At 54.8% G+C, this 15955-nt stretch carries 14 protein-coding genes; 8 read left to right on the top strand and 6 right to left on the bottom strand.

All coding sequences use genetic code 11. The annotated features are described in order from the left end of the window. Window positions 1-10 precede the first annotated feature (10 nt). Window positions 11-811: a vitamin B12 ABC transporter substrate-binding protein BtuF gene (gene btuF / locus ELK40_RS04615; RefSeq protein WP_111963999.1), complete on the bottom strand. Its 801-nt coding sequence runs from the start codon at window positions 809-811 to the stop codon at window positions 11-13. After that, a complete protein-coding gene (gene mtnN, locus ELK40_RS04620) occupies window positions 804-1502 on the bottom strand; it encodes a 5'-methylthioadenosine/S-adenosylhomocysteine nucleosidase (RefSeq protein ID WP_115876408.1) in 699 nt (232 codons plus the stop codon). Before mtnN ends, btuF begins: the two co-directional genes overlap by 8 nt. Before the next feature lie 82 nt (window positions 1503-1584). On the opposite strand from mtnN, the gene dgt reads away from it, so the two are divergent. The 3 genes from dgt (at window position 1585) to cdaR (ending at window position 5971) form a co-directional block, all read left to right on the top strand. Beyond that, entirely contained in the window at window positions 1585-3099 is a 1515-nt protein-coding gene (gene dgt / locus ELK40_RS04625) for a dGTPase (RefSeq protein WP_127729660.1), read from the top strand. A gap of 131 nt (window positions 3100-3230) precedes the next feature. Further along, window positions 3231-4667, top strand: coding sequence for a serine endoprotease DegP (gene degP, locus ELK40_RS04630; RefSeq protein ID WP_024907518.1), 1437 nt, complete (start codon window positions 3231-3233; stop codon window positions 4665-4667). Between the two features lie 146 nt (window positions 4668-4813). Beyond that, the gene (gene cdaR / locus ELK40_RS04635) at window positions 4814-5971 is read left to right on the top strand and encodes a DNA-binding transcriptional regulator CdaR (protein ID WP_127729662.1); all 1158 of its coding nucleotides are present in this window, start codon (window positions 4814-4816) and stop codon (window positions 5969-5971) included. A 93-nt stretch (window positions 5972-6064) separates the two neighbouring features. On the opposite strand, the gene ELK40_RS04640 is transcribed toward cdaR, so the two are convergent. From ELK40_RS04640 to map, 4 genes are all read right to left on the bottom strand, one after another. Beyond that, a complete protein-coding gene (locus tag ELK40_RS04640; RefSeq protein ID WP_014168696.1) occupies window positions 6065-6451 on the bottom strand; it encodes a DUF3461 family protein in 387 nt (128 codons plus the stop codon). A 111-nt stretch (window positions 6452-6562) separates the two neighbouring features. Beyond that, window positions 6563-7387 carry a 2,3,4,5-tetrahydropyridine-2,6-dicarboxylate N-succinyltransferase gene (gene dapD / locus ELK40_RS04645; RefSeq protein ID WP_008501915.1) on the bottom strand — a complete coding sequence of 275 codons (825 nt, stop codon included), beginning with the start codon at window positions 7385-7387 and terminating at the stop codon, window positions 6563-6565. A gap of 32 nt (window positions 7388-7419) precedes the next feature. Continuing rightward, window positions 7420-10095 carry a bifunctional uridylyltransferase/uridylyl-removing protein GlnD gene (gene glnD, locus ELK40_RS04650; protein ID WP_115876405.1) on the bottom strand — a complete coding sequence of 892 codons (2676 nt, stop codon included), beginning with the start codon at window positions 10093-10095 and terminating at the stop codon, window positions 7420-7422. A gap of 63 nt (window positions 10096-10158) precedes the next feature. Next, window positions 10159-10953, bottom strand: coding sequence for a type I methionyl aminopeptidase (map, locus tag ELK40_RS04655; RefSeq protein ID WP_023310454.1), 795 nt, complete (start codon window positions 10951-10953; stop codon window positions 10159-10161). A 321-nt stretch (window positions 10954-11274) separates the two neighbouring features. Between map and rpsB the strand changes: the two genes are divergently transcribed. The 5 genes from rpsB to ispC all read left to right on the top strand — a co-directional run bounded on the left by rpsB (window position 11275) and on the right by ispC (window position 15865). Beyond that, a complete protein-coding gene (gene rpsB / locus ELK40_RS04660) occupies window positions 11275-12000 on the top strand; it encodes a 30S ribosomal protein S2 (protein ID WP_003856207.1) in 726 nt (241 codons plus the stop codon). A gap of 117 nt (window positions 12001-12117) precedes the next feature. Beyond that, a complete protein-coding gene (gene tsf, locus ELK40_RS04665) occupies window positions 12118-12969 on the top strand; it encodes a translation elongation factor Ts (RefSeq protein WP_014882627.1) in 852 nt (283 codons plus the stop codon). Between the two features lie 150 nt (window positions 12970-13119). Then, window positions 13120-13845 (top strand): UMP kinase, encoded by a 726-nt coding sequence (gene pyrH, locus ELK40_RS04670; protein ID WP_008501910.1) that lies wholly within the window; start codon window positions 13120-13122, stop codon window positions 13843-13845. Between the two features lie 167 nt (window positions 13846-14012). Beyond that, window positions 14013-14570, top strand: coding sequence for a ribosome recycling factor (gene frr / locus ELK40_RS04675; protein ID WP_008501909.1), 558 nt, complete (start codon window positions 14013-14015; stop codon window positions 14568-14570). Window positions 14571-14665: 95 nt separating this feature from the next. Further along, entirely contained in the window at window positions 14666-15865 is a 1200-nt protein-coding gene (gene ispC / locus ELK40_RS04680; protein WP_127729664.1) for a 1-deoxy-D-xylulose-5-phosphate reductoisomerase, read from the top strand. The last annotated feature ends 90 nt before the right edge of the window (window positions 15866-15955 follow it).

A 15955-nucleotide genomic window follows, 5' to 3' on the forward strand; every position in this document is an offset into this window, starting at 1 on the left:
GGGTCTTATGTTAGTGACTCTCTGCCAGCGCGGCACAGAGCTGTTTTGCGGCGAGGATAATACGCGGGCTGGCGCGTTCAAACCAGTCGCTGTTGAGGGGGATCACCGGTATTTTTAGCTGTCTTTGCCAGAATTGCTCAATTTTGGGAATTTCGCTCGCATTTCCGACCACGACGATGGCCTGTGGCTGGCGCGCCAGAACCTGCTCACGGCTTACCTGAGGCCACGGCACCCGGCTGGCTGCAAAGATGTTTTCACCGCCACAGACTTCAAGCACCTGGTTCTGAATCGACCCTTTCCCGGTGGTGAACAGCGGCTGGCTGCCAAACTGAAGGAAGATGCGCTTTTTAACAGGGGTATCGTATCGGGATTTCAGCGCCGCATAGTCGCTCAGCATCTGTTTTGCCGCGGCCTCTGCTTTTTTGGGCGTAGGGCTATAGGGTGCCAGGGCGCGGAGCGCCTGAGCGACCTGCTCAATGCTGACGGCATCTATCCACATCACCTTTATGCCAAGGGAAGTGAGCTGGTTGACCTGCCGCTCGGCGTTGCCGCCACGCCAGGCCAGCACGAGATCCGGTTTAAGCGCCACTATGCGCTCAAGGTTCATCCCCTGCCAGGTTGCCACTTGTTCAATACCCGCGGCCTGCGGTGGGTAATCCGAAAAGCTGCTCACGCCAACGGGGGTGATCCCGGCGGCAAATGCCAGTTCCGTATTCGCGGGAGAGAGGGTAATTACGCGCGGTAGCGCATAAAGCCACAGCGGTGCGAAAAGAAGCAGGGCGGCAAGCGCCCTGAGGGTATGTTTAGCCACGTGCCAGATTCTGCACCAGGCGTTCCACCATCACGGTGGACTGTTTTGCCGCAACGGTCAGGAACTCGTCGAAGCTGATGTGGGACTGCTGGTCTGCCACGTCAGAGATGGCGCGAACCACCACAAACGGTACGCTGAAGTTATGGCAAACGTGAGCAATCGCGGTCGCTTCCATCTCAACGGCTACCGCCTGAGGGAAGTTATGACGGATTTTCGCCAGACCCACGGAACCATTGATGAACGCATCACCGCTGACAATCAGACCGCGTACCGCGTTGAGGTTGAGCTCCGCAATGCAGGTCTCTGCCGCCGCAATCAGTTTGTCGTCAGCCTTAAATCCTGCCGGGCAGCCAGGAAGCTGGCCGTACTCGTAACCGAACGCGGTGACGTCCGCATCGTGATAGCGCGCTTCGTCGGAAACAACGATATCACCCACCTTCAGCGTCGGCGCCAGGCCGCCCGCAGAGCCGGTATTAATGATTACGTCCGGCTTGCAGCGCTCAAGCAGCAGGGTGGCACCCAGCGCCGCAGCGACTTTACCGATGCCTGATTTCAGCAGAGCCACGTCAACACCGTTTAGCTGACCGGTATAGATCTCACAACCACCCAGAGAGAGGGTCTGACGGTTCTCAATTTTGTCACGCAGGAGCGTAACTTCTTCTTCCATTGCACCAATAATGCCGATTTTCATAGATTTACTCGCGATGTGCCTTGTTAAGATGCATAGTCTATCATGCGGTTAAGGGGAAACGCATTCTCAGGCGGGGGAGCACATGTCACCAATCGATTTTCGCACCAAAATTAACTGGCACCGACGTTTCCGTTCGCCGCAGGGCGACAAGAGCGAACATGAGATCCTGCGTATCTTTGAAAGCGATCGCGGGCGGATCGTTAACTCGCCCGCCATCCGCCGTCTGCAGCAAAAGACCCAGGTCTTTCCGCTGGAACGTAACGCCGCGGTGCGCACGCGTTTAACCCACTCCATGGAGGTGCAGCAGGTCGGGCGCTACATTGCCAAGGAGGTTTTGAGCCGTCTCAAAGAGCAGCGTTTACTGGAAACCTATGGTCTGGACGAGCTGACGGGGCCTTTTGAGAGCATCGTTGAGATGGCCTGCCTGATGCATGACATCGGCAACCCGCCTTTCGGTCACTTTGGTGAGGCGGCTATCAATGACTGGTTTAAACAACGGCTTTACCCTTCGGATGCGGTGAGCCAGCCGCTGAGCGACGATCGCTGCATCGTACGCGATTTACGCCTGCGTGAAGGCGAAGAGGGGCTGAACGATCTGCGCCGCAAGGTACGTCAGGATCTCTGTCATTTTGAAGGCAACGCGCAGGGGATCCGTCTGGTCCACTCCCTGATGCGCATGAACCTGACCTGGGCACAGGTCGGCTGCATTCTAAAATATACGCGCCCCGCGTGGTGGATGGGGGATCCCCCCGCGTCCCACAGTTATTTAATGAAAAAACCGGGCTATTACCTTTCCGAAGAGGCCTATATTGAGAGGCTGCGTAAAGAACTTTCATTGACGCCAAACGGTCGTTTTCCATTGACCTGGATTATGGAAGCCGCCGATGATATCTCCTATTGCGTGGCCGATCTGGAAGATGCCGTTGAGAAAAGAATTTTCAGCGTCGAGGAGCTTTATCAGCATCTTTATGCGGCCTGGGGTACTCACGAAAAAGGCTCGCTGTTTGCGCAGGTTGTCGAAAATGCCTGGGAAAAATCGCGCTCAAATACATTAAGCCGCAGTACGGAAGACCAGTTCTTTATGTATTTGCGGGTCAATACATTAAATAAACTGGTGCCATACGCGGCGTCGCGCTTTATTGATAATTTGCCGCTCATTTTCAGCGGGGAATTCAACCACGCGCTGCTGGAAGATGACAGCAGTTTCAGCCAGCTCCTTGAACTTTATAAACATGTTGCGATGCGGCATGTATTCAGCCATCCGGATGTCGAGCAGCTAGAGCTGCAGGGCTATCGGGTAATCAGTGGGTTACTGGAAATTTATTCCCCATTGCTCCAGCTTTCGGTCGACGAATTCAGCGAGCTGGTGGAACACGAGCGCGTGCGCAGAATACCCATCGAATCGCGGCTTTATCAAAAACTCTCTACCCGGCATCGTCTGGCGTATGTCGAAGCGATTGGCAAGCTGGAACGCAACTCTCCCGAATGGCCGGTAATGGAATATTATTATCGCTGCCGTCTTATCCAGGACTATATCAGCGGTATGACGGATTTGTATGCCTGGGATGAATACCGCAAGCTGATGGCGGTGGAATAATCCCGGAGTTTTGTAAAGACGGCCAATAAATTTTTACCTTTTCCATAAACTTATCGCCGGAACTAAGCGGTATAAAACGAATCTGAGTTACACAGCAATTTTGCGTTACCTGTAAATCGAGATTGAGAAACATGAAAAAAACCACATTAGCAATGAGTGCACTGGCTCTGAGTTTAGGTTTAGCGCTGTCTCCTCTGACTGCTACTGCAGCCGAGACCGCGTCGTCGGCAGCAACCGCGCAGCAGATGCCAAGCCTGGCACCGATGCTCGAAAAAGTGATGCCATCGGTGGTGAGTATTAACGTTGAGGGCAGCACGACCGTCAATACGCCGCGTATGCCGCGTAACTTCCAGCAGTTCTTCGGCGACAACTCGCCGTTCTGCCAGGACGGTTCGCCATTCCAGAGCTCTCCGTTCTGTCAGGGCGGCGGTGCCGGGGATGACAGCCAGGGCGGCGGCCAGCAGCAGAAATTCATGGCGCTTGGCTCGGGGGTAATCATTGATGCAGCGAAAGGCTACGTCGTTACCAACAACCACGTTGTCGATAACGCTAACAGCATTAAGGTTCAGCTGAGCGATGGCCGTAAGTTTGACGCCAAAGTGGTCGGCAAAGACCCGCGCTCCGACATCGCGCTGATCCAGATTCAGGATCCGAAAAACCTGACGGCAATTAAAATTGCCGACTCCGACGCGCTGCGCGTGGGTGACTACACCGTGGCGATCGGTAACCCGTTCGGCCTGGGTGAAACCGTGACATCCGGTATCGTCTCTGCGCTGGGTCGTAGCGGCCTTAACGCGGAAAACTACGAAAACTTCATCCAGACGGATGCAGCGATCAACCGCGGTAACTCCGGCGGTGCGCTTGTGAACCTGAACGGTGAGCTGATCGGTATCAACACCGCGATCCTGGCACCGGACGGCGGCAACATCGGGATCGGCTTTGCTATCCCAAGTAACATGGTGAAAAACCTGACCGCGCAGATGGTGCAGTATGGCCAGGTGAAACGCGGCGAGCTGGGTATCCTCGGTACGGAGCTGAACTCCGAACTGGCGAAGGCAATGAAAGTTGACGCCCAGCGCGGGGCATTCGTCAGCCAGGTGATGCCGAATTCCTCTGCGGCGAAAGCGGGCATTAAAGCAGGGGATGTGATCACCTCCCTGAACGGTAAGCCGATCAGCAGCTTTGCCGCCCTGCGCGCCGAAGTGGGCTCAATGCCGATTGGCAGTAAAGTGACCCTCGGCCTGCTGCGCGACGGTAAGCCGGTTAACGTGAGCCTGGAGCTGCAGCAGAGCAGCCAGAATCAGGTGGATTCCAGCACCATCTTCAGCGGGATTGAAGGTGCCGAGATGAGCAATAAAGGCGCAGACAAAGGCGTGGTGGTGAATAACGTGAAAGCGAATTCACCGGCAGCCCGTATCGGCCTGAAAAAAGGCGATGTGATCATGGGCGCTAACCAGCAGCCGGTTAAAAACATCGCTGAACTGCGCAAAATTCTCGACAGCAAGCCTTCCGTGCTGGCGCTGAATATCCAGCGTGGTGATACCTCTCTTTATCTGCTGATGCAGTAATCCTCTGAAGCCCCTGTTCGCAGGGGCTTTCTCGTTTCTGTGACTGTAACCACAACTCCATACTTTTCCCTCTCTCTTTGTGCATTTGCACAATGCAGCCGCAGCTGAACTTCCCTATGCTTGAGCTCTGCTCACGGGAGGGTTGCATGGCTGGCTGGCATCTTGATACCAAAATGGCGCAGGATATCGTGGCGCGCACCATGCGCATCATTGATACCAATATCAACGTGATGGATGCTCGCGGGCGCATTATCGGCAGCGGCGATCGCGAGCGTATTGGGGAATTGCACGAAGGTGCGCTGCTCGTGCTTTCTCAGGGGCGGGTAGTGGATATCGACGATGCGGTAGCGAAACACCTGCACGGCGTCCGTCAGGGCATCAATTTACCGCTGCGCCTTGAAGGTGAGATTGTGGGGGTCATCGGCCTCACCGGCGAGCCCGAGTCGCTGCGAAAATACGGTGAGCTGGTCTGCATGACGGCAGAGATGATGCTGGAACAGTCGCGCCTGATGCACCTGCTCGCTCAGGACAGCCGCCTGCGCGAAGAGCTGGTGATGAACCTTATTCAGGCGGAAGAGCATACGCCTGCACTGAGTGAATGGGCCCAGCGTCTGGGGATCGATCTAAACCAGCCGCGCGTGGTGGCGGTGATTGAGGTCGATAGCGGCCAGCTTGGCGTGGACAGCGCGATGGCCGAGCTGCAGCAGCTGCAAAATGCGCTGGCGACGCCGGAGCGCGATAACCTGGTGGCGATCGTTTCTCTGACGGAAATGGTGGTGCTCAAACCGGCGCTCAATGCGTTTGGCCGCTGGGATGCGGACGATCATCGTCGTCGCGTGGAGCTGCTGATCTCCCGGATGAAGGAGAATGGTCAGCTGCGTTTTCGCGTTGCGCTGGGCAACTACTTTACCGGGCCGGGCAGTATCGCCCGCTCCTGGCGTACCGCGCGAACCACCATGATGGTGGGCAAGCAGCGGATGCCGGAGAGCCGCTGTTATTTCTATCAGGATCTGATGCTGCCGGTGCTGCTCGACAGCCTGCGCGGGGGCTGGCAGGCCAATGAGCTGGCGCGGCCATTAGCGCGTCTGAAAGCCATGGACAACAACGGCCTGCTGCGCCGGACGCTGCAGGCATGGTTCCGCCATAACGTGCAGCCGCTGGCAACCTCGAAGGCGCTGTTTATTCACCGCAATACACTGGAGTATCGGTTAAACCGGATTTCGGAGCTGACGGGGCTGGACCTGGGGAATTTCGACGACAGGCTGCTGCTGTATGTGGCGCTGCAGCTGGACGAGCAGAGATGACTGAGTGTGGTCTGGTGCCCTCACCCCATCCCTCTCCCACGGGGAGAGGGCGCAAACACTATAAAACGGCAATCAAGGATTGCCGTTTTGCTTTTATTTCCGGGTTAATTTCTCAAGATCCGCTTCAATCTCGCTGATCTTGTTAGTCACAACACTTTCCAGGTGACGCAGATCGTCAAGGATCTTACGCTTGAGATCGACTTCGGTGCGGTCGCGCTGGCAGATCTGATCGAGTTCATCGATCACATAGCGCAGGTTAGGGCTGATTTCCTGTACTTCTTTGTATCCCTGACCTACGCCGTCAGCAACAACGGTCTTACGCTGGCGTGGGTATTTAAACTTCACGCTTTTGGCGAAAAACTCTCCTTTGTCCTTGTGAAAATAGATTTTCAAAATATCGTTGTTGGCTTCCTGGCGGAGGCTGTAACGATCAATTTCATCAGGATTGGTAATGCCCAGACTTTTCAGATTATCGTACATAGCGGTACCCTTGATCTCAACATAACCTTTGAATAATTAACGAAAAAATCTATTTTCGCCACCCTCAGATATAAAAAAAGCGGGGTTGCCCCCGCTTTTTGTTATACCCGATTAATCGATGGTGCGCAGCAATTCATTGATGCCCACTTTACCGCGCGTTTTCGCATCCACTTTCTTCACGATAACCGCACAGTAGAGGCTGTATTTGCCATCTTTTGACGGCAGGTTACCGGAAACCACCACGGAGCCCGCCGGAACGCGACCGTAGTGAACTTCGCCGGTTTCACGGTCATAAATACGGGTGCTCTGACCGATGTAAACGCCCATGGAGATCACGGAGCCTTCTTCAACGATCACGCCTTCTACCACTTCAGAGCGGGCGCCGATGAAGCAGTTGTCTTCGATGATGGTCGGGTTAGCCTGCAGTGGCTCCAGAACGCCACCGATGCCCACGCCGCCGGACAGGTGAACGTTTTTACCGATCTGCGCGCAGGAACCGACGGTTGCCCATGTGTCAACCATCGTGCCTTCGTCAACGTAGGCACCGATGTTCACGTAGGATGGCATCAGCACGGTATTGCGTGCGATGAATGCGCCCTGACGTACTGCCGCAGGCGGTACCACGCGGAAACCTTCTTTCTGGAAACGCGCTTCGTCGTAGTCAGCGAATTTCATTGGCACTTTATCGAAGTAGCGGCTTTCAGCTCCGTCGATAACCTGGTTATCGTTGATGCGGAAAGAGAGCAGCACGGCTTTCTTCAGCCATTGATGAGTGACCCACTGACCGTCGATTTTTTCTGCCACGCGCAGCGCGCCGGAATCCAGAAGGGAAATCACCTGGTTTACCGCTTCACGGGTCACGGTATCCACATTTGCCGGGGTAATCTCGGCGCGACGCTCAAAAGCGGACTCAATAACGTTCTGTAACTGCTGCATTGTTTACTCTTTCCATTTCACTAAAAAACATATCACCCTTTATCGTTTGGATTGAGGGCTGCTGTCAACCGTTGTTGCACTTCAAGCTGCAGGTCATTATTAAGGGCACGCCGGTCGGCGGTGGCGATTATAAATAAATCTTCTACTCGCTCGCCAATGGTTGTAATACGGGCCCCATGAAGCGAAATTCCCAGATCGGCAAAAACCTGGCCGACGCGGGCAAGCAGCCCTGGCTGGTCGAGCGCGATCAGCTCCAGGAACGATTTTCGGTCGGTGTGAGTCGGCAGGAAATTGACCTCGGTATCGACGGTAAAGTGGCGCAATTTCGCAGGCTGGCGACGCGGCTGCGGAGGCTGCCAGCTGCGCTGGGTAATCGCCTGCTCCAGACCAAAACGTATCCCTTCATGCCTGTCCGCCGAGAGCGGGCTCCCGTCCGGCTCAAGCACGATAAAGGTGTCCATGGCCATGCCGTCGCGGGTGGTGAAAATCTGCGCGTCGTGAACGCTCAGGTTACGTCTGTCCAGCTCGGCGCAGACGGCAGCAAACAGATAAGGCCGGTCCGGGCTCCAGATGAAAATCTCCGTTCCGCCGCGCGTGGCCTGCGGGCTTAGCAGGATCATCGGCTGGGACAGATCGTGCTTGAGCAGGTGCCGCGCGTGCCACGCCAGCTGGTTTGGGCTGTGGCGGACAAAATAGTTGGCGCGGCAGCGGGCCCAAATCTGATGTAGCGCCTCTTCATCAATGTTATCCATCCGCAGCAGCGCCAGCGCCTGCAGCTGGTGATGACGTACGCGCTCGCGCATGTCCGGCGTGTTCTGCATCCCGCGACGCAGCTGTTTTTCTGTGGCGAAGTACAGCTCGCGCAGCAGGCTCTGCTTCCAGCTGTTCCACAGGGTTTCGTTGGTGGCGCAAATATCCGCCACCGTCAGGCAGACCAGATAGCGCAGACGGTTTTCAGTCTGAACTTCTTCGGCGAACTGCTTAATGACTTCCGGGTCCTGAATATCCCGACGCTGCGCGGTGACCGACATCAGCAGGTGATGGCGCACCAGCCAGGCCACCAGCTGCGTTTCACGCGAGTTCAGGCCGTGCAGTTCGGCAAATTTCAGTACGTCCTGCGCGCCCAGCACCGAATGGTCACCGCCGCGACCTTTGGCGATATCGTGGAACAGGGCGGCAATCAGGATCAGTTCCGGATGGGTCAGGCGCGGCCACAGCTCCACGCACAGCGGGTGGCGGGAGCGCGTCTCTTCTTTCGCAAAGCTCTCCAGCTTGAGCATCACGCGGATGGTGTGTTCATCCACCGTGTAGGCGTGGAACAGATCGAACTGCATTTGGCCGACAATGTGCGACCACTGCGGCATATAGGCCCACAGCACGCTGTGGCGGTGCATCGGCAGCAGGCCGCGGCTTACGGCACCCGGGTGGCGGAGCATGCTCAGGAACAGCGAACGCGCTTCCGGGATATAGCACAGCGGCTGCGTCAGATGACGGCGCGCATGGCGCAGATGGCGCAGGGTGGTGGAGTAGATCCCGGTGATGGTGCTGTTGCGCACCATGGTATAGAACATCCGCAGGATCGCTTCCGGCTCGCGAATAAACAGCGTTTCGTCGCGCAGATCGATAAGCGTGCCGCGCAGCTGGAATTCGTCATCAATCGGGCGCGGCTTTTCGTCGGCCGTCAGGGCCAGAATGGCCTCGTCGAACAGCTGCAACAGCATCTGGTTCAGCTCGGTCACCCGTCGGGTGACGCGGAAGAAATCCTTCATCATCTGCTCAACCGGCTCGTTACCTTCACCCTGGTAATTCAGGCGCTGAGCCACGCTGAGCTGGCGGTCAAACAGCAGACGGTTATCGTAGCGCGTAACTTCCAGATGCAGGGCAAAGCGGATGCGCCAGAGCAGGTGCAGACACTCGTTTAGTTCGTTACGCTCGGCCTCGGTTAAAAAGCCGAAGCCGACCATCTCGTCCATCGAGGTGGCGCCAAAATGGCGGCGGGCGACCCACTGTAAAGTGTGGATGTCGCGCAGGCCGCCTGGGCTGCTTTTTATATCGGGTTCAAGATTATAGCTGGTGCCGTGATAGCGCTGGTGGCGCTGGTTTTGCTCCTCGACCTTCGCGGCGAAGAACTTTTCTGACGGCCAGAAGCCGTCGCTGAAGATGTGTTTTTGCAGCTCCAGGAACAGGGCAACGTCACCAATCAGCAGGCGGGTTTCAATCAGGTTGGTGGCGACGGTCAGGTCCGACAGCCCCTCCAGCAGACACTCTTCCAGGGTGCGCACGCTGTGGCCCACCTCCAGCTTCACGTCCCAAAGCAGCGTCAGCAGTTCGCCAATTTTTTGCGCCTGTTCGTCCGGCAGCTTTTTGCGGCTTAAGATCAGCAGATCGATATCGGAAAGCGGATGCAGCTCACCGCGGCCGTAGCCCCCGACGGCAACCAGCGCAACATCACTGATTTGCCCAAACCCATAATCGATCCACAGGCGCTGCAGCAGCTGGTCGATAAATTCGGTGCGCGCTTCAATGAGCTGCTCGGCCGACACGCCTGCGTCGAACGCGCTGCCCAGCCAGCGATGGAAAACATCCATATGGGCTTTAATATGCGCGCAGGTCAGCTCGTGCGACGGCCAGACGCCCGGGTTATCGGGCTGGTCGGGGAGGGTGGGAAGTGCTGTGTTAGCATACTGTTCGGGTAAAAGATTACTCATCGTGCGCCACCCATAAGAAAAAGCTATAGCCATTAAAAAAGCCGGCATTTGCCGGCTTTTTTATCATTCGTCGTGCGTCAGTATCGCCGGGATGGTGTCATCCTTGCGCAACGTCATAATTTCGCAGCCGTTGTCTGTTACCACAATAGTATGCTCGTACTGTGCAGACAAGCTTCTGTCTTTGGTTTTCACCGTCCAGCCGTCTTTCATGGTACGGATGCGGTAATCACCCGCGTTGACCATCGGTTCAATGGTAAAGGTCATGCCTTTTTGCAGCACCACGCCGCCGTCGTCTGCATCATAGTGCAGAACCTGCGGCTCTTCATGGAAGACGCGACCAATGCCGTGACCGCAGTACTCGCGAACCACGGAGAAACCTTCTGCTTCCACAAACTTCTGGATTGCCGCACCGATGGTACGCAGGCGAATACCCGGTTTAACCATTTTCAGCGCCAGATAGAGGCTCTCTTGCGTCACTTTGCACAGACGCTCGCCAAGAATAGTCGGCTTGCCAACGATGAACATTTTTGAGGTGTCACCGTGGTACTCGTCTTTAATGACGGTCACGTCGATGTTAACGATGTCGCCGTCTTTCAGCAGTTTTTCATCGTCCGGAATACCGTGACACACCACTTCATTAATAGAGATGCAGACGGATTTCGGGAAACCGTGGTAGCCGAGGCAGGCGGAAACCGCGTGCTGCTCGTTCACGATATAGTCGTTACAGATACGGTCCAGTTCACCGGTGCTGACGCCCGGCTTCACGAACGGCTCGATCATTTCCAGCACTTCCGCGGCCAGACGACCGGCGACGCGCATCTTTTCAATTTCTTCAGGTGTCTTAATAGAGATAGCCATGTAATCTGTCCATCGGTGTCGATTTTTTCGACAATACTAGTCTAAGTGTCGTCAATGGTATCAGTCAGGCACGCTCCGTGCCAAATTGAGAATCATTAACAGCACACTCCGCCAACAACTGTTGGTTTCTGGTCGTGTTTTGTGGTATAAAGCGCGCCGGACTTCCGATCCATCTCAGATACACAGGCTGGACGGAAGCGACAAATCTCACTTTGTGTAACAACACACACGTATCGGCACATATTCCGGGGTGCCCTTCGGGGTCGGTAATATGGGATACGTGGAGGCATAACCCCAACTTTCAATATAGAGGTTTTAAACATGGCAACTGTTTCCATGCGCGACATGCTCAAGGCTGGTGTTCACTTTGGTCACCAGACCCGTTACTGGAACCCGAAAATGAAGCCTTTCATCTTCGGCGCGCGTAACAAAGTTCACATCATCAACCTTGAGAAAACTGTACCAATGTTCAACGAAGCCCTGGCTGAGCTGAACAAGATCTCTTCCCGTAAAGGTAAGATTCTGTTCGTTGGTACTAAGCGCGCTGCAAGCGAAGCTGTGAAAGATGCTGCTAACAGCTGCGACCAGTTCTTCGTGAACCATCGCTGGTTGGGCGGCATGCTGACCAACTGGAAAACTGTTCGTCAGTCCATCAAGCGCCTGAAAGATCTGGAAACCCAGTCTCAGGACGGTACTTTCGACAAGCTGACTAAGAAAGAAGCGCTGATGCGCACTCGTGAACTGGACAAGCTGGAAAACAGCCTGGGCGGTATCAAAGATATGGGCGGCCTGCCAGACGCGCTGTTCGTAATCGATGCAGACCACGAGCACATCGCTATCAAAGAAGCTAACAACCTGGGTATCCCGGTATTCGCTATCGTTGATACCAACTCCGATCCGGACGGTGTTGACTTCGTTATCCCGGGTAACGACGACGCAATCCGTGCTGTTAGCCTGTACCTGAGCGCTGTAGCTGCTACCGTTCGTGAAGGCCGTTCCCAGGATCTGGCTTCTCAGGCGGAAGAAAGCTTCGTAGAAGCTGAATAATAAGGTTTTACCCCTTATTAGTACCGTGTATGAATAGGGGCCCATTACCGGCCCCTTTTTTCAATTTACACTGTTTGGCCCCCGGCCGGGCAGTTCACATCTCCCGAGGATTTAAGAATGGCTGAAATTACCGCATCCCTGGTAAAAGAGCTGCGCGAGCGTACTGGCGCAGGCATGATGGATTGCAAAAAAGCGCTGACTGAAGCGAACGGCGACATCGAGCTGGCAATCGAAAACATGCGTAAATCCGGTGCGATCAAAGCAGCTAAAAAAGCAGGCAACGTTGCTGCTGACGGCGTGATCATCACTAAGATCGACGGCAACTACGGCATCATTCTGGAAGTTAACTGCCAGACTGACTTCGTTGCTAAAGATGGCGGTTTCCAGGCATTTGCTAACAAAGTTCTGGACGCAGCTGTTGCTGGTAAAATCACTGACGTTGAAGTTCTGAAAGCACAGTTCGAAGAAGAACGTGTTGCGCTGGTTGCTAAAATCGGTGAGAACATCAACATCCGTCGCGTATCTTCTCTGGAAGGTGACGTTCTGGGCTCTTACCAGCACGGTGCACGTATCGGTGTTCTGGTTGCGGCTAAAGGCGCTGACGAAGAGCTGGTTAAACAGCTGGCAATGCACATCGCTGCAAGCAAGCCAGAATTCGTTAAGCCAGAAGACGTGTCTGCTGAAGTGGTTGAGAAAGAGTACCAGGTTCAGCTGGACATCGCGATGCAGTCTGGTAAACCAAAAGAAATCGCAGAGAAAATGGTTGAAGGCCGCATGAAGAAATTCACCGGCGAAGTTTCTCTGACTGGCCAGCCATTCGTAATGGACCCAAGCAAGTCTGTTGCTCAGCTGCTGAAAGAGCACAACGCTGACGTAACTGGCTTCATCCGCTTCGAAGTGGGCGAAGGCATCGAGAAAGTTGAGACTGACTTCGCAGCAGAAGTTGCTGCAATGTCCAAGCAGTCTTAATGATTGAAAAGGAGCCGCCTGAGGGCGGCTTCTTTTTGTCACCCGTCACAGGAAATCAGACAGGCTCCAGTATCGCTGTACTGATTTGCGGCATATCATGTCGCCAGAATTAACCCCCATCTTAATCGTTGACAGTCTCAGGAAAGAAACATGGCTACCAATGCAAAACCCGTGTACAAACGCATTCTGCTTAAGCTGAGTGGCGAAGCGCTGCAGGGATCGGAAGGCTTCGGTATTGACGCAAGCATCCTTGATCGCATGGCACAGGAAATCAAAGAACTGGTCGAACTGGGTATCCAGGTTGGCGTGGTCATTGGCGGTGGCAACCTTTTCCGTGGTGCTGGTCTGGCGAAAGCGGGGATGAACCGCGTTGTGGGCGACCACATGGGTATGCTGGCAACCGTGATGAATGGCCTGGCGATGCGTGATGCGCTCCATCGCGCCTATGTGAACGCCCGCCTGATGTCCGCTATTCCACTGAATGGCGTATGCGATAATTACAGCTGGGCAGAAGCCATCAGCCTGCTGCGCAACAACCGCGTGGTGATCCTCTCCGCCGGTACGGGTAACCCGTTCTTTACGACCGATTCCGCTGCCTGCCTGCGCGGTATCGAGATCGAAGCCGATGTGGTACTGAAAGCGACCAAAGTTGACGGCGTGTTTACTGCCGACCCGGCAAAAGATCCTTCTGCCACCATGTACGATCAGCTGAGCTACAGCGAAGTGCTGGATAAAGAGCTGAAAGTGATGGATCTTGCCGCCTTCACGCTGGCTCGCGACCACAAACTGCCGATCCGTGTCTTCAACATGAACAAACCAGGCGCACTGCGTCGCGTGGTCATGGGCGAAAAAGAAGGCACTTTGATCACGGAATAATTTCCGTCGACGATAAATACAGGTAAGATTCCGCTTTATTTTGTAGTGGTATCTTACCCGGGCACGCCTTTGGCGTTGTCATGAATTAAACGCGACTATACTTAGCACACCTGTAGCGCTGTGCTGGCGGATAGTCTGCCTGAGACAAGTTTTCAAGGATTCGTAACGTGATTAACGACATCAGAAAAGATGCTGAAGTACGCATGGAAAAATGCGTAGAAGCGTTCAAAACCCAAATCAGCAAAATCCGTACTGGCCGTGCTTCTCCAAGCCTGCTGGATGGCATCATTGTTGAGTACTACGGTACGCCAACTCCTCTGCGTCAGCTGGCGAGCGTAACGGTAGAAGATACCCGTACGCTGAAAATCAACGTGTTCGATCGTTCTATGGGCCCGGCGGTTGAGAAAGCGATCATGGCGTCTGACCTTGGTCTGAACCCAAGCTCTGCGGGTGCTGACATCCGCGTTCCACTGCCACCGCTGACCGAAGAGCGTCGTAAAGATCTGATCAAAGTGGTTCGTGGCGAAGCTGAGCAGGGTCGTGTATCCGTGCGTAACGTCCGTCGCGACGCGAACGATAAAGTAAAAGCGCTGCTGAAAGAAAAAGAGATCAGTGAAGATGACGATCGTCGTTCTCAGGACGACATTCAGAAAATGACCGACGCTGCCATCAAGAAAATTGATGCGGCGCTGGCAGATAAAGAAGCGGAACTGATGCAGTTCTGATTTCTGTCGTACACTGATAAACGCCGTTCAGAGGGACTTCGGGTCTTGCTGGCGGCGTTTTGCTTTTATCTGGTCTAACTTTTTTCGGGCATCTCATGAAGCATTTAACACTCCTCGGCTCAACTGGTTCCATCGGTTGCAGCACTCTCGACGTTGTTCGCCATAATCCTGAACTTTACACCGTGACAGCGCTGGTGGCCGGTAAGAATGTGCAGCGAATGGTTGAGCAGTGCCTGGAGTTTACGCCCCGCTATGCGGTGATGGATGACGAAGAGAGCGCGCGTCTGCTCAGAGCACGGCTGATTGAACAGGGCTGCCGAACCGAGGTGCTGAGTGGCCAACAGGCGGCCTGCGAGATGGCGGCGCTGGATGAGGTGGATCAGGTGATGGCGGCCATTGTCGGGGCGGCAGGATTATTGCCGACGCTTGCCGCGATTGATGCCGGTAAGGACGTTCTGCTGGCCAATAAAGAGTCGCTAGTCACCTGCGGACGCCTGTTTATGGACGCGGTGAAGCAGCGCGGCGCGCGTCTTCTACCGGTCGACAGCGAGCACAACGCGATTTTTCAGAGTTTACCGCAACCTTTTCAACAGAACCTGGGGTACGCTGACCTGGAGCAGAATGGCGTCGTGTCGATTCTGCTTACCGGGTCTGGTGGCCCGTTCCGTGAAACGCCACTGTCTGAACTGCGCGCCATGACGCCGGATCAGGCGTGCCGTCATCCGAACTGGTCGATGGGGCGTAAAATCTCCGTTGACTCTGCCACCATGATGAACAAAGGTCTGGAATACATTGAAGCGCGCTGGTTGTTTAATGCGTCAGCGAAACAGATGGAAGTACTGATTCACCCGCAATCGGTCATTCATTCGATGGTGCGTTATCAGGATGGCAGCGTGCTGGCGCAGTTGGGCGAGCCGGACATGCGTACGCCGATTGCCCATTCAATGGCGTGGCCAAATCGAGTGAAATCCGGCGTGAAGCCGCTTGATTTCTGCAAGCTAAGTTCCCTGACGTTCAGTGAACCAGATTACGATCGCTATCCTTGTCTGAAGCTTGCGATGACTGCCTTTGACCAGGGGCAGGCGGCGACAACGGCACTTAATGCAGCCAATGAAATTACCGTTGAGGCATTTCTGAATCAGCAAATTCGTTTTACCGATATCGCGTCGTTAAATTTATCGGTACTGGAGATGATGGATTTGCGCGAACCACAAAGCGTGGAAGAGGTGCTGGCGGTGGATGCAGCTGCGCGTAATATTGCGCGCCAACAGGTGACACGTCTCGCAAGCTGGTGATAAAGCAAGCACTAGTCGTCGTGCTATTTGTTAGCGTTGGGCTTCAGTGATATAGTCTGCGCCACCTGATCGCAGGTATTTGACTTAATG

It is taken from the genome of Enterobacter sp. N18-03635 (genome assembly GCF_004006055.1).
Lineage (GTDB): Bacteria > Pseudomonadota > Gammaproteobacteria > Enterobacterales > Enterobacteriaceae > Enterobacter > Enterobacter vonholyi.

Bases quoted from the DNA above. Each gene is read 5' to 3' on its own strand.
- mtnN (WP_115876408.1), bottom strand. From the start codon at position 1,502: ATGAAAATCGGCATTATTGGTGCAATGGAAGAAGAAGTTACGCTCCTG.
- dgt (WP_127729660.1), top strand. From the start codon at position 1,585: ATGTCACCAATCGATTTTCGCACCAAAATTAACTGGCACCGACGTTTC.
- degP (WP_024907518.1), top strand. From the start codon at position 3,231: ATGAAAAAAACCACATTAGCAATGAGTGCACTGGCTCTGAGTTTAGGT.
- cdaR (WP_127729662.1), top strand. From the start codon at position 4,814: ATGGCTGGCTGGCATCTTGATACCAAAATGGCGCAGGATATCGTGGCG.
- ELK40_RS04640 (WP_014168696.1), bottom strand. From the start codon at position 6,451: ATGTACGATAATCTGAAAAGTCTGGGCATTACCAATCCTGATGAAATT.
- dapD (WP_008501915.1), bottom strand. From the start codon at position 7,387: ATGCAGCAGTTACAGAACGTTATTGAGTCCGCTTTTGAGCGTCGCGCC.
- glnD (WP_115876405.1), bottom strand. From the start codon at position 10,095: ATGAGTAATCTTTTACCCGAACAGTATGCTAACACAGCACTTCCCACC.
- map (WP_023310454.1), bottom strand. From the start codon at position 10,953: ATGGCTATCTCTATTAAGACACCTGAAGAAATTGAAAAGATGCGCGTC.
- rpsB (WP_003856207.1), top strand. From the start codon at position 11,275: ATGGCAACTGTTTCCATGCGCGACATGCTCAAGGCTGGTGTTCACTTT.
- tsf (WP_014882627.1), top strand. From the start codon at position 12,118: ATGGCTGAAATTACCGCATCCCTGGTAAAAGAGCTGCGCGAGCGTACT.
- pyrH (WP_008501910.1), top strand. From the start codon at position 13,120: ATGGCTACCAATGCAAAACCCGTGTACAAACGCATTCTGCTTAAGCTG.
- ispC (WP_127729664.1), top strand. From the start codon at position 14,666: ATGAAGCATTTAACACTCCTCGGCTCAACTGGTTCCATCGGTTGCAGC.